At 64.0% G+C, this 19,969-nt stretch carries 22 protein-coding genes and 1 pseudogene; 20 read left to right on the top strand and 3 right to left on the bottom strand.

What is annotated here, in order from left to right; genetic code table 11:
* Positions 1–26: 26 nt before the first annotated feature.
* The 3 genes from D1012_RS04350 to D1012_RS04340 are packed head-to-tail and all read right to left on the bottom strand — an operon-like array spanning position 27 to position 3,759.
* Positions 27–1,451, bottom strand: coding sequence for a nickel-dependent hydrogenase large subunit (locus D1012_RS04350; protein WP_118150136.1), 1,425 nt, complete (start codon positions 1,449–1,451; stop codon positions 27–29).
* Positions 1,448–2,434, bottom strand: a complete 987-nt coding sequence (locus D1012_RS04345; protein ID WP_118150135.1) for an NADH-quinone oxidoreductase subunit B family protein — start codon at positions 2,432–2,434, stop codon at positions 1,448–1,450. The genes D1012_RS04350 and D1012_RS04345 overlap by 4 nt, the downstream gene beginning before the upstream one ends.
* The gene (locus tag D1012_RS04340) at positions 2,431–3,759 is read right to left on the bottom strand and encodes a sensor histidine kinase (RefSeq protein WP_118150548.1); all 1,329 of its coding nucleotides are present in this window, start codon (positions 3,757–3,759) and stop codon (positions 2,431–2,433) included. The genes D1012_RS04345 and D1012_RS04340 overlap by 4 nt, the downstream gene beginning before the upstream one ends.
* Before the next feature lie 297 nt (positions 3,760–4,056).
* Here D1012_RS04340 and D1012_RS04335 point away from each other — a divergent pair, with 297 nt between their 5' ends.
* From D1012_RS04335 to D1012_RS04240, 20 genes and pseudogenes are all read left to right on the top strand, one after another.
* The gene (locus tag D1012_RS04335) at positions 4,057–4,665 is read left to right on the top strand and encodes a HyaD/HybD family hydrogenase maturation endopeptidase (protein WP_118150134.1); all 609 of its coding nucleotides are present in this window, start codon (positions 4,057–4,059) and stop codon (positions 4,663–4,665) included.
* The gene (locus D1012_RS04330; protein WP_118150133.1) at positions 4,665–4,985 is read left to right on the top strand and encodes a HypC/HybG/HupF family hydrogenase formation chaperone; all 321 of its coding nucleotides are present in this window, start codon (positions 4,665–4,667) and stop codon (positions 4,983–4,985) included. The genes D1012_RS04335 and D1012_RS04330 overlap by 1 nt, the downstream gene beginning before the upstream one ends.
* A 3-nt stretch (positions 4,986–4,988) precedes the next feature.
* On the top strand, positions 4,989–5,405 hold the full coding sequence (locus tag D1012_RS04325; protein ID WP_118150132.1) for a thioredoxin domain-containing protein: 417 nt from the start codon (positions 4,989–4,991) through the stop codon (positions 5,403–5,405).
* A gap of 11 nt (positions 5,406–5,416) precedes the next feature.
* Positions 5,417–6,250 carry a hydrogenase expression/formation protein gene (locus D1012_RS04320; protein WP_118150131.1) on the top strand — a complete coding sequence of 278 codons (834 nt, stop codon included), beginning with the start codon at positions 5,417–5,419 and terminating at the stop codon, positions 6,248–6,250.
* On the top strand, positions 6,250–7,005 hold the full coding sequence (gene hybE, locus D1012_RS04315) for a [NiFe]-hydrogenase assembly chaperone HybE (protein WP_118150547.1): 756 nt from the start codon (positions 6,250–6,252) through the stop codon (positions 7,003–7,005). Before D1012_RS04320 ends, hybE begins: the two co-directional genes overlap by 1 nt.
* On the top strand, positions 7,002–7,862 hold the full coding sequence (locus D1012_RS04310; RefSeq protein WP_118150130.1) for a hypothetical protein: 861 nt from the start codon (positions 7,002–7,004) through the stop codon (positions 7,860–7,862). Before hybE ends, D1012_RS04310 begins: the two co-directional genes overlap by 4 nt.
* A complete protein-coding gene (gene hypA, locus D1012_RS04305) occupies positions 7,855–8,196 on the top strand; it encodes a hydrogenase maturation nickel metallochaperone HypA (RefSeq protein WP_118150129.1) in 342 nt (113 codons plus the stop codon). Before D1012_RS04310 ends, hypA begins: the two co-directional genes overlap by 8 nt.
* Positions 8,196–9,068, top strand: coding sequence for a hydrogenase nickel incorporation protein HypB (hypB, locus tag D1012_RS04300; protein ID WP_118150128.1), 873 nt, complete (start codon positions 8,196–8,198; stop codon positions 9,066–9,068). Before hypA ends, hypB begins: the two co-directional genes overlap by 1 nt.
* A complete protein-coding gene (locus D1012_RS04295; protein ID WP_118150127.1) occupies positions 9,065–10,543 on the top strand; it encodes a sigma-54-dependent transcriptional regulator in 1,479 nt (492 codons plus the stop codon). Before hypB ends, D1012_RS04295 begins: the two co-directional genes overlap by 4 nt.
* 3 nt (positions 10,544–10,546) lie before the next feature.
* Positions 10,547–10,843, top strand: coding sequence for a HypC/HybG/HupF family hydrogenase formation chaperone (gene hypC, locus D1012_RS04290; RefSeq protein ID WP_118150126.1), 297 nt, complete (start codon positions 10,547–10,549; stop codon positions 10,841–10,843).
* Entirely contained in the window at positions 10,840–11,976 is a 1,137-nt protein-coding gene (gene hypD / locus D1012_RS04285) for a hydrogenase formation protein HypD (RefSeq protein WP_118150125.1), read from the top strand. The genes hypC and hypD overlap by 4 nt, the downstream gene beginning before the upstream one ends.
* Positions 11,977–12,999 carry a hydrogenase expression/formation protein HypE gene (hypE, locus tag D1012_RS04280; protein WP_118150124.1) on the top strand — a complete coding sequence of 341 codons (1,023 nt, stop codon included), beginning with the start codon at positions 11,977–11,979 and terminating at the stop codon, positions 12,997–12,999.
* A gap of 301 nt (positions 13,000–13,300) precedes the next feature.
* A complete protein-coding gene (locus D1012_RS04275) occupies positions 13,301–13,600 on the top strand; it encodes a BufA1 family periplasmic bufferin-type metallophore (RefSeq protein WP_435530903.1) in 300 nt (99 codons plus the stop codon).
* 56 nt (positions 13,601–13,656) lie between these two features.
* The gene (bufB, locus tag D1012_RS04270; RefSeq protein ID WP_118150123.1) at positions 13,657–14,508 is read left to right on the top strand and encodes an MNIO family bufferin maturase; all 852 of its coding nucleotides are present in this window, start codon (positions 13,657–13,659) and stop codon (positions 14,506–14,508) included.
* Positions 14,492–15,244, top strand: a complete 753-nt coding sequence (locus tag D1012_RS04265; RefSeq protein WP_158569195.1) for an HvfC/BufC N-terminal domain-containing protein — start codon at positions 14,492–14,494, stop codon at positions 15,242–15,244. Before bufB ends, D1012_RS04265 begins: the two co-directional genes overlap by 17 nt.
* Positions 15,244–15,714: a DoxX family protein gene (locus D1012_RS04260; RefSeq protein ID WP_118150121.1), complete on the top strand. Its 471-nt coding sequence runs from the start codon at positions 15,244–15,246 to the stop codon at positions 15,712–15,714. The genes D1012_RS04265 and D1012_RS04260 overlap by 1 nt, the downstream gene beginning before the upstream one ends.
* 5 nt (positions 15,715–15,719) lie before the next feature.
* Positions 15,720–16,073, top strand: a pseudogene (locus D1012_RS22920) (DUF6441 family protein); the annotation flags it as partial.
* A 288-nt stretch (positions 16,074–16,361) separates the two neighbouring features.
* Positions 16,362–17,252: a YihY/virulence factor BrkB family protein gene (locus D1012_RS04250; RefSeq protein ID WP_118150120.1), complete on the top strand. Its 891-nt coding sequence runs from the start codon at positions 16,362–16,364 to the stop codon at positions 17,250–17,252.
* A gap of 276 nt (positions 17,253–17,528) precedes the next feature.
* On the top strand, positions 17,529–18,536 hold the full coding sequence (locus D1012_RS04245) for an AI-2E family transporter (protein ID WP_118150119.1): 1,008 nt from the start codon (positions 17,529–17,531) through the stop codon (positions 18,534–18,536).
* Between the two features lie 372 nt (positions 18,537–18,908).
* Positions 18,909–19,889, top strand: a complete 981-nt coding sequence (locus tag D1012_RS04240) for a GAF domain-containing protein (RefSeq protein ID WP_118150118.1) — start codon at positions 18,909–18,911, stop codon at positions 19,887–19,889.
* Positions 19,890–19,969 lie beyond the last annotated feature (80 nt).

Raw genomic sequence — 19,969 nt, 5'->3', positions numbered from 1 at the left:
GGCCCCCGGTCCTGCCCTTGTTGCTGCTAATGCACCGTGCACACCATGCAGGGGTCAAAACTGCGCACCACGTGCTGGACAGCCAGCGGAACCGGCCCCTCGACCGGCGTGCCTTCCAACGCGGCTTCCAGCGGACCAGCCACGCCTTGCGCATCGCGCGGGCTGAAGTTCCAGGTGGTGGGCGCGATGATCTGATAAGTGGCGATTCGCCCGTTCCGGATGCGGATCCAATGGCCCAGCGCGCCACGGGCCGCCTCGACCAGGCCCTCGCCGATACCGTCGCGCGGTAGGGAACCCTGCACCATGAAGCTTTCGCCAGGCACCAGATCAGCCACCCAACGCTCCATCAGGATCTGGGTGCGCGCCAGTTCCAGAAGCCGCGCGCCCACCCGGGCCAGCACCCCGCCCTCCACCGCAAGCGACAGTGCAAGCGGGTGGCCATCTACCACCTGCCGCGCCAGCGCGCCCACCTCCATCGGCAGTCCGGCCAGACGTGGAGCCTTGCACCAGCTATAGCCTGGGTCTCCCATCGCCTCGTCGGGGATGGTCATCCCGTCCAGCGGATGTGCCGCAGTGCCCGTCATCCAGGCATGGCTCAGATCCTCACGGATGTCGGCTGGCCGCACCGTGCCGGGCTGTCCCTGCATCAAGCTGCCTGCTGCAAAGCACGGCCCCTCATGGGTCGGATAGGCCCCAAACGACAAAAACCGCCCCGCCCCCCGGCCCAGACTGTGAAGACCCAGATCATCCGCAATCTCAAGGAACAGCGCCACATCCCCGCCGGACCAGCGCAACAGGGCCGCCGCATCCGGCAGGGCGCAGAAATCCTCCAACCGTCCACCGAACAGCACTGTCTCCAGATAGCGGCGAAAGGCGCGCAAGGTGGCCCCCAGCCGCGCCTTTTCGCGCGGCCCCGGTGCGCGTGTGACCCCGCCGGGCTGGATCGCCAACGTATGGGGCCACTTGCCCGCCATCAGCCCCATGACATGCAGCAATTCCGCCCGCGCCTGCACGGCGCTTCGTTGCGCGCTGCCTTCCATCGCGGTGAACCGCTCTACAGCGCGCAGGTGCCAGGGCCTGCCAGAGTAATCGGGGCGTGCAAAGTCGGGCATGAAGAACAGGTGGAAATGCGTCAGATGGTCGGCCACATTCTCTGCCGCATGGATCAGCGCCGTCGCGATGGCACCCTGCGGCGTGGGCGTCAGCCCCATCGCCGCCCCCAGCGCCCGCGCCGCCGCCGCCGATTGGCTGATCGAGCAGATGCCGCAAATGCGCGGCGTGATCACCAGCGCGTCGCGCGGATCGCGTCCCTCAAGCATCCTTTCGAACCCGCGATAGAGCGGTGCATTGACCTGCGCGCGGGCTACGTGGCCATCAGCCACATCCAGCGTCACCTCCAGATCGCCCTCGACCCGGTTGAACGGACCGACCACCAACCGCGCCTGGGTCATCGCGGTTTGCGCAATGTGGGCGGTACCACAACCCGGTCAGACCGGGCGTTGGTGCCAATACGATGGGGGGTTGCCGCCTTTGACAGCGAGGCCAGAGCCATGAACCAGGCCTTTGGCATGTCGGTGGGCAAGCCCACGGGAATGCCAGTAATCTTGGGCGTATCGACAAAGGCGTGGCTCGGATCCTCGAACTGAGGTGCGGTGCAGTTAACGCAAGGATAGCCGCCACGGGTGCAACTGCCTTCGCCATTCCAGGGCCGGATGTTGCAGTCGCCCACCGCCTGCGTGCCGATGCAGCCAAGGTTTTCCATCATGCAGCCCTGTTCCGACAGCTCGCGCGCACTGGCCTTGTATTCGTAGAACTCGTTCTTGGGGCAGCCGTGATGCACCAGATGATCGGCATAGAACCGTGGACGGGCATAGCCATCCACCGCGATGGTTTCGCCCGCCGCCAGCATCATCAGCGTCTCGGTCACCCAGCCCGGATGGGTGGGGCAGCCCGCCACGTTGATCACCGCCGCGCCGGACCCGCTGCGCCATGCGGGCGTGAACAGACCGCCCGCATGGGCCCCATCATATTGCAGGCCGACCGCATCGGTCGGATTGCCGCCCGCCGCCGTAACGCCGCCGAATGCGGCACATGTGCCCACCGCCACCACATGCCGCGCCTTCGGGGCAAGCCGTTGCACCCAGTGCATCAGACTTTGCCCCGTGCCCGACAGCATCTGAAAACGCCCCGTCCCCAGCGGGCCCCGTGCGATTGCCCCCTCGACACACAGGATATCCAGCACTGTGCGCCCCTCGGCCAGGTCATCAAGGATCGCCCGCGCCTCGGCCCCGGTTTCAAGTGACAGCGCCGGATGCCACAGCAGACGGATGCCGGCATCCTCCAGCATCTCGATCACGCCGGGGCTTTCGGCGCACAACAGCGACATCGTGCATCCCCCGCACCCCGATGCCTGAAGCCATAGCAGCGTGGTCATCCCTCGTCCTCCGTCGGCAAGGACAATCGAAAGCACGCGCCCCCGTCCGGTGTGTCGCACAGCGTCAGGGTGCCGCCGTGCTCTTCGGTGATCTTGTGGCTGATCGACAGGCCCAGCCCGGTGCCGCGCCCCACCGGTTTGGTGGTAAAGAACGGGTCAAAGATCGCGGTGCCAAGGTCGGCCGGAACACCGGGGCCATTGTCTGCCACCGTCAGCACCGCCCGGTCACCACAGCGTTCGACCGACAGCCGGATCAGGCCATCGGCCTGCCCTTCCAGCGCATCGACCGCGTTCTGCACCAGGTTCATCACCACCTGCTGGATATGACCGGCCCGGCCCAGAACCTGCACCGGGGTCAACGGTTCCATTTGCATCGCGACAGACTGTTTCATCCCGCGCGACACCCAGCTGGCCGCGATCCGCACCGTCTCGGCCAGATCGAATACCACCATCTGGCCCGAGCCATCCGATGACAGCCGCCGCAAATCCTCGACGATGTCGCGCACCCGTTCGGCCCCGTCACGGGCACCGTTGATGGCGTCGCGCAGGTTCGCCACCTCGCGGTCCAGCCGCAGGTCGCGGCGCAGCTGCATCAGCTCGTCCCGGCTCGCCCCTTCCTGAACGCGCGCGAAATAGGCCTCGAACTTGCCGGCATAGCGTTCCATCGCATGGGTATTGGCATAGACAAAGCTGATCGGATTGTTCAGCTCATGCGCCACCCCCGCCAGCAAACGGCCCAGCGAGGCCAGCTTTTCGGTGCGCACCAGTTGCGCCTGCGCCGTCTTGAGCGAGTCGTGGCTGCGGCTGAGTTCGGCATAGGCCGTGCGCAGGGCACCCAAAGGCCGTCCCGTCAGCACAAATCCATCGACCCGGCCCCGGTCATCCAGACGCGGCGCGATGGAAATATCCAGCGGCTCCGTCCCGCCATCCGTCAGCAGATTGGCCTCGAAACTGCTGGTGCGGCGACGGTCCTGCACAATCTGCAGCATGGCCAGGACCACAGACTTGTCATCCTCGGCGAACATCTGGGCCAAAGGCTCTTCCAGCAAGCTACGCCCCGGCCCGGCGAGCTGCGCAAAGGAATCGCTGATCCGTGCAATCCGCCCGCTGCGGTCGACCACGATCAGTACATCCGACACCGAAGACAGGATCGCCGTCAGAAAGGTGCGCATCTCCTCCAGTTCGGCATTCTTGCGCTCCAGCTGTTCCTGATAGCCCACCAGGTCGGCATAGGTGCGGTCCATCGCCGACAGCACCTCGACCCAGGCGTCATCGGAGAAATGCGCCGGGCGGTCAGGGTTGGAGGTGTTGATCAGCGATGCCATGCCGGAATCATAGAAGTCGCCCGCCTTGAGGAACAGAAAAATCATCACGGGTCTGCCGTGGTTCGTTTTGCAGGGCCGGGCTGGGATAAAGCTTTCCACATCACGCACAAAGTAGAAACGATCCTTTCACTTCCAAGTGCATGCGTGCACTCAGAAATCCGGCATTTTCCTTTTCTTTCTGTGCCTTGAGGATTACCCGCCGCTGCAAGCTTTTCCCTTCTCTTGGCCGCTGAAAACAATACTCTCACTTCCAAGCGAATGTGAAAGCCATTCGACCAGACACAAGGGGGGAGACCTGTGGCGCTGAACGTTTTGATTCTGGGCATTGGCAATGTCCTGTGGGCCGATGAGGGTTTTGGCGTGCGCTGCGTCGAGGTGATGGCCGACACCCACGCCTTGCCTGATCATGTCCGCCTGCTGGATGGCGGCACGCAGGGGCTGTATCTTCTGCCGTTCCTCGAAGAGGCCGATGCGCTGATCGTGTTCGACGCCATCGACTATGGCCTGCCGCCCGCCACAATGAAGGTGGTCCGCGATGGCGATGTGCCCGCCTTCATGGGGGCCAGAAAGATGAGCCTGCATCAGACCGGCTTTCAGGACGTGATCGCGACGGCGCAGCTCATGGGCTATTGCCCGGCGCAGATGGTGCTGATCGGGTGTCAGCCGGTCGAGCTGGACGATTACGGCGGCGGTCTGCGCCCGCAGGTCGCAGACCGGATCCCCGAGGCGTTGGCCATCGCCCGCGCCATTCTGGCCGACTGGAACGTCACGGTGGACAAAGGTCGCACCGACAGCCCCCTGCTTGCCGACCCTTCGATCCGCCGCGATGCATATGAAGCCGGACGCCCATCCGAAGACATGGCGTGCAGACTGGGTGATGATCGCTTTTTCCCCGAGGTTGTGTGATGTGCGTTGGCATTCCGATGCAAGTGCTGGCCATTGACGGAATCGTGGGTCACGCACAGGACGAACACGGGGTTCATCTGCTGGACATGTCGCTTTTGCCTGACGCACAGGTTGGCGATTGGGTGCTTGGCTTTCTGGGTACTGCACGCCAGATCCTGCCCGAAACCGAGGCGCTGTTGATCCGCAAAGCACTGCAAGGCATGTCATCCATCATGGCAGGTGGCGACGCTGGTGATGCCTTTGCCGATCTGGACGCCCGAACACCCCGCCTCCCCCCTCATCTGCAAGCCGCGCTGGACGCCGGCCAAACCATAGGGTGACCCATGCACGACCACGCGCCATACGATCTGCCCAAGACGACTGTGCTGCACCCCCTGATCGCCCGTCTTCAGGCAGAGTTCGGCTATCCGCGACTCGCCTGCTCCGATGAAGTTGCCGGTTTTCTGGCCCGCCCAGGCGTACACTGCCTGTTCATCCCCGGTGACGCGCGCCGCAATCTGGAAACCGTCGATGCGGCTGTGATCCTGCCGGAATTGCGGCTGGCCTTTCAGGGTGCCTTTGACTGCGCGGTGGTCGATGACGCCATCGAGGCCGACCTGCGCGAGCAGTATCGCGCGCTGAAGACACCGGGCCTGCTGTTCTTTCGGCAGACCGACTTCCTTGGCGCGGTGGAAAAAGTCCGCGACTGGTCGGATTACCTCGCCCGCGTCACCCATTTCCTGTCGCTCAAAGCTGCCTGAGAGGTTTGCCCATGGTCTCCCCCTTCACGCTTCCGCCAACCGGCTTTGGCCCCGGATCGCAGCCTGACCCCGACGGCGAATTGCAATATATGCCGATGCCTTCGGGAATGCGAATCTATGCCCCGCACATCCCCGATGCCGACGACACCGCTGCCATGGCCGAAGCCGTGGCGATGCTGGCGCGGATGGCCGACGCCTGCAGCGATGTGGCCAACGGCGCTGCACCCGTCACTTTCGATCTGGCCACCCTGTCACCCGCGGCCCGCGAGGTGCTGGCTGATGCGTTGGGTCAGGGCGAAGTGTCGATGAAGCTGCGCGGCCTGCCAGCAGTGCTGGTGCAGGAAAGTGTGTTTGCCGGTGTCTGGCTCTTGCTGGCCGCAGGCATGGATGTGGTCGAGGTGGCCCCCGTCCCGACCCTTGCGATGAGCCGCGCGCATGTCCCCCATCGGCCGGCCATCGGCGTTCTGGCCCGGCCCGTGCCGGGGCTGGCCAATGCCCCTGCCCTGCTGGCCGAACTGGTCGACAAATCGCTGACCCGGAAGGCCGGTGCCATAGCGCATGTGGTCAACCTGTCGCTTTTGCCGCACACGCCCACAGACCTTGACTGGCTGTCCGAGGCGCTTGGCGAAGGGGCAGTAACCGTGCTGTCTCGCGGATATGGCAATTGCCGCGTCACCGCCTGCGCACAGCCCCATGTCTGGAAGGTGCAGTTCTACAACTCGATGGATACGCTGATCCTTGACACCTACGAGGTCTGCGAGATCCCCGAGGTGGCCATCGCCGCTGCCGAGGATCTGACCGACAGTGCCACCCGCATCCGAGACGTGATCGAGGCCATACAATGATCCCCGGTTTCGAAGGCAGCTATCTGGGCGCGTCCGACAAGATCAGCCCTGCCGCGATCATGGAATGCAAGATCTGCTGGATGCCCTATGATCCGGCCATGGGCGATGAAACGCGGCAGATCGAACCAGGGACTGCATTTCTTGACCTGCCCGAGGACTGGACTTGCCCCGGCTGTTCCGCGCCGCGCGCGCAGTTTCTGGTGCACGACGATCCTGGTGCGCCCTCATCCGTCCAGAGGGCGGAGATGGAGGCGCGGACCACAGCGCTGGTCGCCGACTTTACCGAGGTGTTCCATTCGCGGATGCGCGATCTGCCGATGGTCAATCAGGCCCTGCATGTTCAGGCGGTGGGGTTCCAGCCCTTCGCCGGTGGTTTCCTTGGCATCCTGATCGCGCCGTGGTTCATGAACCTCGTGCTGCTGCCGGGCCCTAACCACCCGGTGCTGAAGGTGGGCGCGAAAGAGGTGCTGACCTTCCCCTCGGGCGACTATGAGTTCATGCATGCCACGCGCGAGATGGTCGGTGCCTACATGGCCTGTGCGCTGTTTTCGCCCATGGGCGATTTCACCAGCCAGTTGCAGGCGGTCGACGTCGCCCGCGCCGCGATGGTTGAGCTGCTCAAGCCCGAGAACCGGGCTGAAACCGACCGCACCGCCGATATCCGCGCCCGGCGCGAGGCAGAACTTGCGCCGCCGCCGGAACCCGACAGCACCCCGTCGCGCCGCAAGCTGATCACGGGGGGTCTGGGCGCATGACCTTGGGCGCGGCCCAGATCCGACCAGGGCCGGGAGGCTGGCAGATCGACCGGCAGCCCGGTGCCGATCTGGCTGCGCTTTTGACAGGCCGCCCGGCAGACGAAGTGGCCAGCCTGCTTCCACGTCTGTTCAACCTGTGCCGGATGGCGCAGTCGGCGGCCGCCTGCCTTGCGCTTGGCTTGCCGTACGACCCCGATACCAGCGCCGAGGTGGTCCGAGACCATCTGGCGCGCATCTTCGTCACCTTGCGCCGCGCGTCTGACCTCCCCCCCTTGCGCCCCGATCCAAAGGGCGTACTGGGCCCGATGGCCCGCCTGCCCCGGACCCTGACCGAGCTGACAGCGTGGATGGCAAGCCCACTTCCCGTTGCCGAACTGGCGTGTGCGGTGGAGCAGGGCTTTCAGTGCGGCATCGGCGTGGCGCGCGCCCTGCCCATGCCGCAGGCTGCAACCGCCGGGGCATTTGAAAATGCGCCCGCCGGGCGGCAGGCCGCTCACCCGCTCTTGCGCGCGGTCGAAGCCGATCAGGGCCGCAGCCCGCTGTGGCGCTATCTGGGTCTGTTGGCCGATCTGGAGGCCGCACAAAATGGCGTACTGGCGCGCCCGCGGCGGCTGGCCGATGGCACGGCGATGGTGCAGGCAGCGCGCGGCGTCTATGCGCTGCGTCTGGGACAGGCGGGGGGCCGCGTGACCTCGGTTCTGCGCCTGACGCCGACCGATCACCAACTGGCTGCGGGGGGCGCACTTTGCTCTGCGCTTGCGCTGGTGCCCGGCAACCGGCCCGACCTGGTCACGCGGCTGATCGCGCTGCATGATCCCTGCATCCCCGTGACCGTTGCGCAGGTGCAGCATGCATGAAATGAGCCTTGCTGAAGGTATCCGCAGCATCGTGCAGGATCAGGCGCGGGCCCATGGTTTTGCCCGCGTCACGGTCTTGCGGCTGGAAATCGGTCGCTTTGCCGGGGTTGAAAAACCCGCGCTGGAATTCGCTTTCGACGTGGTGATGCGCGGCAGCCCGGCCGAAGGCGCGCGGCTGGAGATGATTGACCTGCCGGGTCAGGCGCTCTGTTATGATTGCAGCAAGACCGTTGACATCACTCACCGGCTTGACCCCTGCCCGCTGTGTGGCGGTGGCAAGCTGATCCCGCAAGGGGGGGACGAGATGCGGATCAAGGATATGGAGGTGGTTTGATGTGCACGGTGTGTGGGTGCAGTGATACGGTGACGGCGGATGGCAAGCCCATCAGCCATGACGAGGCGCATCGACTGGGCCTTGCCCACTTTCACCCGCCCGCCTTTCGGCCCGCCGCCCCGGCGCTTCCCTTTCCGCATGTGCAGGCGGGCGGTCAGGATCATCACCATTATGGGACGGGGCCTGCAGGGGTTTCGGTACCGGGCATGACGCAAGAGCGGCTGATCGAGGTTGAAACCTCGATCCTGGCCAAGAACGACGCGATCGCCGCGTCCAACCGCCGGGTTCTGGATGCTTTGGGGGTGCTGGCGCTGAACCTTGTGTCCTCGCCGGGGTCGGGCAAGACCACGCTTTTGTGCCACACGATCGAAGCCTTGGGCGACGCGCGCCTGGCTGTGATCGAGGGCGACCAGCAGACCAGCGCCGATGCGGACCGCATACGCGCCACAGGCGCCCGCGCAATCCAGATCAACACCGGCAAGGGCTGCCATCTGGATGCAGCCATGGTGGGCCATGCGATCGACGATCTGCGCCCGCAGCCGGGATCGTATCTGTTCATCGAAAACGTCGGCAATCTTGTCTGTCCCGCCGCCTTTGACCTGGGCGAGGATGCCAAGGTCGCAATCCTGTCGGTGACCGAGGGCGAGGACAAGCCGTTGAAATACCCGGACATGTTTACCGCCGCCCGGCTGGCCATCCTGAACAAGACCGACCTGGCCCCGCATTGCGACGTGGACCTTGATCTTTACGAGTCCAACCTGCGCCGGGTAAACCCCCGGATCGAGATCCTGCGCGTCTCGGCACGCACCGGCGACGGCATGGCCGCCTGGCTGGACTGGCTGCGTGCGCGCCTCGCCGGGAAATCCACATGACCAGCCCGCGCGCCACGCTTTTGCTGGTCGATGACGAACCCCATTCCCTGTCGGCCATGCGCATGGCGCTGGAGGATGAGTTCGACTGCATCACCGCTGCCGATGCCGAAACGGCCCTTGCCAAGATGGAAGAGGAATGGGTGCAGGTGGTGATCTGCGACCAGCGGATGCCGGGCCGAACCGGCGTAGAACTGCTGACCGATCTGCGCGACCGTTGGCCCGATGCGGTGCGTATCATCATCACCGGCTATACCGACCCCTCTGCGATGGCGCAGGCGATCAATGACGCCGGCATCCACCAGTTCATCACCAAACCCTGGCATCCCGATCAGCTGTTGATGGCGGCCCGAAACGGGGCGAGGCTGTTCCAACTGGCGCGCGACAACGAACGCATGGCGTTGGAGATGCGGTTCCTCGCCTCGACCAGCCAGACAAAGCTGGAAAAGCGCCGCGTCGCCTTGCGCGACGGGATGGGGTTCGAAACCCTGCTGCGCAGCCCGCAGAGCCCGATGAATCCACTGATCGACACAGCCCGCCATTATGCCAGCTTCGACGTGCCTGCGGTGCTGTTGGGCGAGGCGGGGACGGGCCGCGCGCGTCTGGCGCGGGCGATGCACTACGGATCCTTGCGCTCGGACAAGCCGTTTCATGCGATCAACTTGGCGGGCCTGCCCGACGATCTGGCGACGGTGGAGTTGTTCGGGGCCAAGCGTGGCATTCTGCCCGGTGGCGTCAACAAGATTGGCCTGGCGCAAAAGGCCGACCGGGGCACGTTGTTCGTCGAAGGAATCGAGCACGCCTCTCCCGCACTGCAACTAACGCTCTGGCGGCTGATGGACGAGGGCAGCTTCAGCCCTGTCGGCGGACAAGAGGTTCTGACCACCAATCTGCGCCTGATCGCCGGGGCCGGGCCTGATCTGCCCGCGCGGGTGGCAGACGGGCGCTTTCGGCTGGACCTGTACTATGCGCTGGCCGTGGCAGAGCTGGCGATCCCGCCCTTGCGCGCCCGACGCGGCGATGTGGCATTGCTGGCGCAGCATTTCCTGTCGGATCTTGCCGCCAGACATGGCAAGGTGGCCCACGGTTTCGCACCTGCTGCGCTGGAGTTTCTTGAAAATTACGACTGGCCCGGCAATCTGCGCGAGTTGCACAATGAAGTCACCCGGATGCTGATCTTTGCCAGCACACCGCTGCTGGGGGCAGACCTGATCTGCCGCCCGATCCTGCAGGCCCTGCCTTCGGAAACGGGTGCCGACCGCACCGCACAGGCGGTGCTGGTGTCAAACGGCACGCTGAAAGACCGGGTCGAGCTGATCGAGATGCGGATTTTGCGCGAAACCCTGACGCGGCACCGCTGGAACAAGAGCCGGGCTTCGGTAGAACTGGGCCTCAGCCGCGTGGGGCTGCGCGCCAAGCTGGACCGCTATGGCATCGCCGATCATTCGGGTCAGATGCAGGAAGAAGAGGAGGAGTAGGTCATGTGTCTGGGCATTCCCGGAAAGATCACCGCCATCACCGATGCGGCCCGCCTGATGGCAATGGCAGATGTGTCGGGTGTGCGGCGCGAGGTAAACGTGGCCTGCATCACGGGCGATGACCCTTCCGCCCTGATCGGCCAATGGGCGCTGATCCATGTCGGATTCGCCATGAGCCTGATTGACGAGGATGAGGCCGCCAAAACGCTTGAAGCGCTGCGCGATCTGGGCGAGGCGCAGGAAACGCTGAACCAGATGGCTGCCTCGGACAAGGCCCTGGCCGCCGGGGTGGAAACATGAAGTTCGCCTCCGAATTCCGCGATCCCGCCGCCGCCCGCGCCCTGTTGTCTGCCATCGCCCGCAAGGCCGACGAAATCGGCGCAACCCGCGCTAACCCTGTCCATATCATGGAAATCTGCGGCGGGCACACCCATTCGATTTTTCGCTATGGCCTCGACAAACTGATCCACGAAGGCGTGGAGTTCATCCACGGCCCCGGCTGCCCGGTCTGTGTACTGCCGATGGCGCGCGTGGATGAATGCGTCGAGATCGCGGAAACGCCCGGCGTGATCTTCACCACCTTTGGCGACGCGATGCGCGTACCCGGCCACCGAAAATCCCTGTTGCAGGCAAAGTCGGGCGGTGCCGACATCCGCATGGTCTATTCGCCGCTCGATGCCCTTGAACTCGCCCGCCGCAATCCGGGGCGCGAGGTGGTGTTCTTCGGCCTCGGTTTCGAGACCACCACTCCGTCAACTGCGCTGTCGATCCAGGCTGCTGCGCGTGAAGGCCTGAACAACTTCAGCGTGTTCTGCAACCACATCACCGTACCCGAACCGATCCGGGCGCTTCTGGGCGACCCTGACATGATGCTTGATGGCTTTATCGGGCCGGGCCATGTGTCGATGGTGATCGGCATCCACCCCTATGACTTCATCGCGCGCGACTTCGGAAAACCCATCGTGGTGGCGGGGTTCGAGCCGACAGACCTGCTGCAATCGGTCCTTATGGTGTTGACGCAAGTGGCCGAAGGCCGCGCGGCGGTGGAAAACCAGTATGCCCGCGTGGTGCCCGAACATGGCAACCCGGTCAGTCTTGCCGCCATCGCCGATGTCTACGAAGCCCGCCCCAGTTTCGAATGGCGCGGCCTCGGAGAGATCGACGCCAGCGGCCTGCGCATCCGGCCAAGGTACGCGGCCTTTGACGCCGAGGAAAAGTTCGGCATCGGCTATGCCACCGGCCGCCGCAACGTGCCCGAAGTCGAAGGCTGCGCCTGCGGTGCGGTGATGATCGGCAAGCTGAAACCCACACAATGCCCGCAATTTGGCAATGGCTGCACACCCGAAATGCCTCTGGGGGCGCTGATGGTATCGTCCGAGGGGGCCTGTGCGGCCTATTGGCAATATGCCGGCGCGCGCGAGGCGATGGCATAGATGGCGCTGCGCGATACCCATGTGACAATGGCCCACGGCGGCGGCGGGCGCGCAATGCGCGACCTGATCGACGAAGTGTTTACCTCGGTCTTCCAGCCGCCCGGCATGGAAGATCAGGCCCGGCTGATGGAAGCCTCCCTGCAGCAACCCGGTGCGCGGTTGGCATTCACCACCGACAGTTTCGTGGTGACCCCACTGGAATTTCCCGGCGGCGACATCGGCACCTTGGCGATCTGCGGCACGGTCAACGATCTGGCGGTCGGTGGGGCGCGGCCCCTGTGGCTGTCGGCGGCTTTCATCATCGAAGAGGGCTGCGAAATCGCCCTTCTGCGCCGCATCGTCGCCTCGATGGCGGCCGAGGCGGCGCGCGCGGGTATACGCATCGTCACCGGCGACACCAAGGTGGTCGAACGCGGCAAGGGCGATGGCGTGTTCATCACCACGGCGGGGGTCGGGGTCATTCCCCCGGGTCTTGACCTTGGCGCGCGCCATATCCAGCCCGGCGACGTGGTGATCGTCAACGGCGTGCTGGGTGACCACGGCGCCACCATCCTCGCCGCACGGGGTGATCTGGCGCTGTCCGTGGACCTCAACTCGGATTGTGCGGGGCTGGGGCATCTGATGCAGGCGGCCTTGACGGCCGCCCCCGACCTGCGCGCTGCGCGCGACTGCACGCGGGGCGGCCTTGCCTCTGCGCTGAACGAACTGGCGGCCGAGGCCGGGGTGGCCATCGAACTGGACGAAACACGCCTGCCCTTGCGTCCTGAAGTGGTGGGGCTCTGTGAGCTCCTTGGGCTCGATCCGCTCTATCTGGCCAACGAGGGGCGTCTGGTTCTGTTCTGTCCGCCAGATCAGGCCGGGGGCCTTGTGGCTGCTCTCCGGTCGCTTCCCCATGGCGAAGGGGCTTGCATCATCGGGAAAACGCTGCCGGCCCCAGCTGGCCGCGTGACGCTGCGCACCGCCTTTGGTGGGGCCCGCCTTGTGGACATGCTGATCGGGGAACAACTGCCGCGCATTTGCTGAGACGCCCTCGGGAACCAGCGAAGATGCGCCTTTCTCTCCAGAGAGTGAGTGTCCGCCTCGGGCTGGGCAAGAAAGCCTGCATCTGACACGCTGAACGGGCCTTTTGGAAGAAAGCCCTCGCATAGACACAGCCCGACGGTTTGCGCCGCCGCCTTTACGCTGACCGAGCCCCCCAGCATCCGCACACCGAAGCTGGGACACAAGTTTGTGACCGGCGTAACGAACCCCAGCTCACGGCGAAATGAAGGACGTGGCCCAAAGAAGGGGCCCTTTGTCTGACATGGAGAACGAAATGACACTCATGAAATCGACGCTTGGTCTCGGCGCTGCGCTGACATGTGCGCTGAGCATGACAGCGGTAACCGGTGCCCACGCCCAAGAAGGAATGGAAAAGTGCTTTGGCGTCGCAGAGGCCGGGCAAAACGACTGCGCGGCCGGACCGGGCACCACTTGCGCCGGCACCTCGAAAGTCGACTATCAAGGCAACGCTTGGAAACTGGTTCCGACTGGAACCTGCACCACGATGGACCTGCCTGCCGCCGCCGATGGCAGCGCCCGCGCCGGTTCGCTGGAAGAACTGACCCGCGACATTCCTGCATGAGCTGACAACGGCAGAGAGGGCTTGTCCCTCTCCGCCACTATTTGCCGAAAGGACCGATGAGAATGTTGCCAAGGACCGTTGGAGCAGGCTTCAAACCAGACCACTTCGCCGCGATCCGCCATGACTGCGGCCCCGTCGGCTTTCTGGAAGTGCATGCCGAGAACTACATGGGTGCAGGCGGTTTGCCCCACGCCCAGCTGTCTGCCCTGCGGGCCGACTTTGCGTTGTCTCTACATGGTGTAGGTCTGTCAATCGGCGGCCCAGGGCGGCTTGATGCCAATCATCTGGCCCGGCTGAAGAGCCTCTGCGCTCGGTATGAGCCGGCGAGCTTTTCCGAGCATCTTGCGTGGTCAAGCCATGGAGCCGAATACCTGAACGACCTTCTCCCCCTGCCCTATACTGAGGAAACGCTGTCGCTGGTCTGCAACCATGTGGACGAGGTGCAGACGGTATTGGGCCGCCGCATGCTGCTGGAAAACCCATCAACTTATGTGCTGTTTGAACAATCCACCATTCCCGAGGTCGAGTTTCTGCGAATGGTGGCCGCGCGCACCGGATGCGGGCTGCTTCTCGATGTAAATAACGTCTTTGTCTCCTGCACCAACCACAGAATCGACCCGCGTGTCTGGCTGGCGGATTTTCCGCTCGATCTGGTGGGAGAGATCCATTTGGGCGGCCATACCGAGGAGGAACTGCCCTCGGGCCTCTTGCTGATTGACGCCCATGGAACTCCGGTCGCAGATCCGGTTTGGGCGCTTTTTGATGAGGTTATCGCAAAGGCAGGCCCGATCCCGACTTTGGTGGAGTGGGACAACGACGTTCCCGAATGGCCAGTCTTGCGGGCCGAAGCTGCGCGTGCGCGGGAAATCCTTGATCGTGGAGGGATGGCTCTTGCCCGCGCATCCTGAATTCACCACGGCTTTTGATGCCAGCCTGAGGGGGGCACCTCTGCCCTTTGGCGTGACCGCAGCATCACCGGCAGAGGTCGAGCAACGCTTCGCTGTCTACCGCAACAACGTGGCCGTCAGCCTGACCGCGGCACTGGCCAAGCGGTTTCCGGTGATACAACGTCTGGTCGGCGAGGCGTTCTTTGCTGCCATGGGCCGGGTCTATTCCGAAGCGCACCGACCAAAATCTCCTGCCCTGCTGGAATGGGGCGACAGTTTCCCTGAGTTTCTGGACGGCTTCCCACCGCTGTCAGGCTATCGCTACATGGCAGATGTCGCGCGGATCGAGTATGCGCGCGGGGTGGCGTTTCATGCGGCTGACGCCCGGTCTGCCAGCGCAGAGAGCTTCATCAGCGCTTCCCCGTCGCAGCTGCGGCTGCACCCATCGGTGCAAGTGCTGCGGCTTGATCATCCGGCAGTGTCGATCTGGCGGCAGAACCAGCCGGGGGCCACGCCGGAAAAGCTCGTCCTTGCGGGGGCCGAAATTGCGCTGATCCTGCGGGGCCCCGGTTTCAACGTGCCTGTGCACGCAATCACCGAAGGGGATGCGGTGTTGATCGACCACATCCGCCGTGACGCAAGCCTGACCGTTGCTGCCGAACTGGCCCAATGGGCCGAACCGTGCCACGACCCGCAACCCCTGATACTGCGCCTGTTTCAAGCGGGCGCCATTCTCGATCCGCAGGAGGACACCTGATGCTTTCACGGCTCAACCGGCTGAACGGTATGTTCGACCGCATCCCGTACGATGTCGTGGCTCTGGCTCTTCGGGTGTTTCCCGCCATGGTCTTCTTGCAGTCCGGTCGTACAAAGGTGGACGGTGTGTTTTCGATCAAGGATTCGACGTGGTTTCTGTTCGAGCACGAATATGCCCTGCCGGTGATCCCGTCGAACCTTGCAGCCATTCTGGCCACCACCGCCGAGCATGTGCTGCCCATTCTCATGATCCTTGGCCTTGCCACACGGCTGTCGGCTTTGGGGCTGTTGGGAATGACCGCCGTCATCCAGATCTTCGTCTATCCAGGGGCATGGATCACCCATGGTCTCTGGGCGGCAGCGCTTCTGGCAGTCGTGGCTCGGGGGCCGGGCACGCTTTCGCTGGACCATGTTTTCGGGCTGGATGACGCAACCAGACCCGGCGCCGACAGACTGGCTACTGCAAAATGATGTGGCATGATACCGGCCCGCTGATCCAGCCCAAGGGCGGGTTTTGGCTGCCGATACCGACGCCTGCCGCATGAAAAGCACCAAGGGTGGCCGCATCCCCCGGCGAACAGGAACGCCGCACCGGCCTGCGCCTGCGGCTCATCTGCCACCGCCGGGGACCAAGTCTGCTGGTCGCGGAAGAGCGGTTGAATTCGAAGAGCCGAGCGGTGGCATAGACATCGAAAGCCGGGCGCGGCGTGGCAACCGTACCGATCTTCCTGCTGGTGCCGCAGGACACCCTCCCCCGCCTGATCGAGATTGACGCCCCCGTTCCCGCGACCGCAACGAGCGCAGCTTTGTCGAGATGCGTCGGCGCCTGATGGCAGAGTTCAGCCTGCATTGAGGCAGAACCGGGCTGCAAACCGGGTTTCGCCTGTCAAACAGGAGCAAATCGTTCCCAGGACCGAGAGGCCCGTAAATTGCCGACGGCCTGATTTCGCGATGCGGTCGCAGGTCAGGCTCTGCCAGGACTACCGGCAGGCCTATGGGGAGTGCAGCGGCCAATGAAACGTTCGGATGCCTGCGGGTGCATCTGAAATGGCGGAACCCGGAACAAATCCGCAGGTTGTCATGCAAGACAAACCTGCCGCAGCGCACTTGGAGGCCGCATGTTCCGCCCTATGCTCACAAAGCAATTCTGGATCGACCTCTACACAGAGATTTCGGAGGACAACGTCTTCAACGGAGCGGCGGCGCTCGCCTACTATCTTACGCTCGCGATTTTTCCTGCCTTCATCGTGATCATGGCGGTGATCCCTTATCTGCCGATCCAGAACATCGATCAGGCCATCATGGACCTTCTGCATGAGGCGCTGCCGGGCGAAGCCGCAGCACTTTTGGAAGAGACGGTTGCAGAGGTCACGCAGCAGCAGCGCGGAGGCCTGCTGTCGGTCGGCATCCTTTTTACACTGTGGACCGTGTCCACCGGGATGTATGCGATCATGCAACACCTCAACATCACCTGTGACGTCGAAGAGGCGCGCAGCTTCATCAAGGCACGCGTCGTTGCACTCCTGCTCAGTGTTGCCTTCATCGCTCTGGCGATCGGGGCGCTCACGCTGATCGTTCTCGGCGGCGTTATCGAGGGCTGGCTCTTCAGCCTGTTCGGTGAGAGCGAGATCATCGTGATTGCTTTCCGGGTGATCCGCTGGATCCTGATCGTGCTTGGGCTGCTGCTGGGTTTCGCGATGGTCTATCGCTACGCGCCCAACGTCGAGCAGAAATTCCGCTTCATAACGCCCGGCGCCGTGCTGGGCGTCGTCATGCTGATCGTGGCGTCGCTGGCTTTTACCGTCTACATCCAGAACTTCGGCGACTACAGCGCCACCTACGGCTCGATCGGCGCCGTTATCATCCTGATGCTCTGGCTCTACATTGCCGGGCTCGTGATCCTCTTCGGCTCGGAAATCAACGCGTTGATCGAACACTATGATCCCGAGGGCAAGCGCAAGGGCGAGAAGCGAACCCACAGGCAGGCAGGCGGCCCCCTCCACAGGTGAACCGACGACGCCTTCCGCATGGTTGCCCCGAAGCGAAGCGGCACCCCGTTTCCTGCCAGAGCCGCAGTCCTGGCCCTGAAGCAATTCAACAGCCCGCCAGCCAACCGCCCACTGGCAAACTGACGCCTCCCCGCACGAAGCATCGCTCGGAACTCTGGCGCCTTGCGTTTCCACCCAAGGCGCTCTGCGCGTGGCGCGGTCATGAGGAACCCGTCAAGGTGCGAAGCGTTCCGATCATAAGCCAGACAGAAACCGCTCGGCCAAAGGTGCCCATACATGAACACGTCTCCCCGGATCAGGACCGACACAATCCTTCTGACAGCGGGGCTGTTGCTGATTGGCTATCTGCTCGGACACGTGCTCCTTTTGGTCTTTGCGGCACTGCTTCTGGCGGTCGGGCTTGACGGACTCGCACGGGCCATTGCGAGGCGGCTACCGGTCTCACGAGGCTGGGCGCTTGTCGGTGTCACCCTGTGCCTCACAGCGCTCATGGTCGGAGCAATGGGCCTGTCGACAGTGCGCCTCATCCAGCAAATGGGTATGGTAGGCGAGCGGGTTGCTGAATTTGCGCAACGGCTTCATGCTTGGCTGAGCGACCTCGGCGCGATGGATCTGGTGGAAGATGGCAGTTTTGGCCTTGCCGGTTCGGTGGGCGACCTGGCCGGGACAGCAATGACCTGGGGCATGACGGCATTCGGCGCGCTCAGCAGCCTTGCCCTCATCCTCGTGCTCGCGCTGTTTCTTGTGGTGAACCCGGACCTCTATCGTAGGGGAGCGGTCATTCTGGTGCCCCCAGACCGGCGGGGTCTGGGGGAGGACACGCTGTCTGCCATAGCCCGCGCCCTGCGCTGGTGGTTTCTGGGGCAGATCGCGTCGATGGCGCTTCTCGGCATGACAGTCGGCCTCGGACTTTTCATGCTTGGCATTGATCTCTGGCTGGCGCTTGCGGTGCTGACGGCGCTGCTGACCTTCGTGCCGTTCCTCGGTCCGTTGATCGCGACGGTGCCGATCGTGGCGGTAGGGTTTGCCGAGGGCACTGAGACCGGGTTGATCGTTTTGGCAGGCTACATCGTGATCCAGACCATCGAAGGAAACATCATTACCCCGATGATCCAGCAACAAGCGGTCGATCTTGCGCCAGCGCTGCTGATTGCGATGCAGGTTTTTCTCAGCCTGATTTTCGGTCTGACCGGTCTGATGCTCGCTGCCCCACTGACGATTGTGGCCATGGTTGCGGTGCAAAAGCTCTGGGTCGAGCATATGCTGGGCGAGAACTTGGGCTGACGTGCATGCTTCGGGTCTTCGCTGATCTCGTCTCTGCGCTCACGGCGGTCCCCCTTGATACCGCTTCCTTCGTGGAGCGAGGCTTTCAGCGTGACAAGGGTCGCCTCGATCTTGGCAGCTTTCGCTCGGTTTTAACAGGTAAAGGCGGTAATTTTCGACCAATCCGGCGCATGCCTCAGACATTCCGCCTGGCCTGAAAGGTGTGTCAGCGCTTTACTTTTACAGGAGCGTAGGCCACGTTTCAGACAGCGCGTTTTCGCCGTGCTGCTGAGGTGCACTCGCACAGAGCGTTGCGAGTCTGGGCGCCGCTCTGGTCGGCCGCAGGGGCCGGACCAGACGCGGCGAGCGGTATTTCGGGGGGCAAAGACGGTCATGAAGCCGACCAAGACCCATATCGACAAGGTGATGTCAGCCTCGCAATCGGCGTCAGCACCGGCGCGATCGTTGCTTGCGGCCTCCTGGCGCCGGTCTGTCACTGTTCACGGGCTCGATCCGGGTCACTCTGCGCCGCCGGACCGCATCGACGCGGCGTTGTTGTCCTATCGACGTCAGGCGCTGGATCAGTTCCTGCAGATCGCCGCGCCAAAGCTTGACCAGTTGTTCGGGCTGGTCGGACAATCGGGCTGCGCAGTGCTGCTGTGCGATTCCGACGGTGTGGTTCTTGACCAACGCTGCCGCGACAGCGACCGCGCCGTGTTTCAAAGTTGGGGGCTGTGGCAGGGCGCAAGCTGGTCGGAGGCCAACGAGGGCACCAACGGCATCGGCACCTGTCTCGCGGAAAAGCGGCGCGTGATCATTCACCGCGACGAGCATTTCATGGCGCGCAACACTGCGATGAGCTGCATGGATGCGCCGATCTACGGTCCCGACGGACAGATCGTCGGCGCGCTCGACGTGTCCTCGGCGCGATCTGACCAGACCGAAGCCTTCAACCGGCTGATCGCAGCCATGGTCACCCAAAGTGCGCGCCAGATCGAGGCCGACACCTTCCGCGCCGCGTTTCCCAAGGCGCGCATCCTGCATGCCGATGCCGATGACACCGAGGCCGCAACATTGCTGGCAGTCGATGCGGACGACATTGTGATCGGTGCGACCCGCGGTGCCCGGCGGGCCTTCGGCATGGCAGCTTCTGGCCCCCTCGCGCCGGTTCCCGCCTCGGATCTGTTCGGACGCGATGAAGGCCGTCGTGGATTTGAAAAGGCCGAGCATGCCGCCGTGATTCGGGCCCTGACACGGGCCGGCGGCAATGTCTCACAAGCGGCGCGGGAGCTTGGCGTGGGCCGCGCGACGCTGTACCGGCGCATGAAACGGCTGGGGATCGGCGAAACTTCGGCAGATCTGTCTCAGGACTGAGACAGATCGCCCCCGGTGTCGCCTGTCTCCCGGCTGACAACCTCTGCCCCGCCCGCCATCTTGCCCTCATTCCCCGGCGG

Source organism: Pseudotabrizicola alkalilacus (genome assembly GCF_003443995.1).
Classification (GTDB): domain Bacteria; phylum Pseudomonadota; class Alphaproteobacteria; order Rhodobacterales; family Rhodobacteraceae; genus Pseudotabrizicola; species Pseudotabrizicola alkalilacus.
This window is presented reverse-complemented; position numbering and strand designations above follow the sequence as displayed.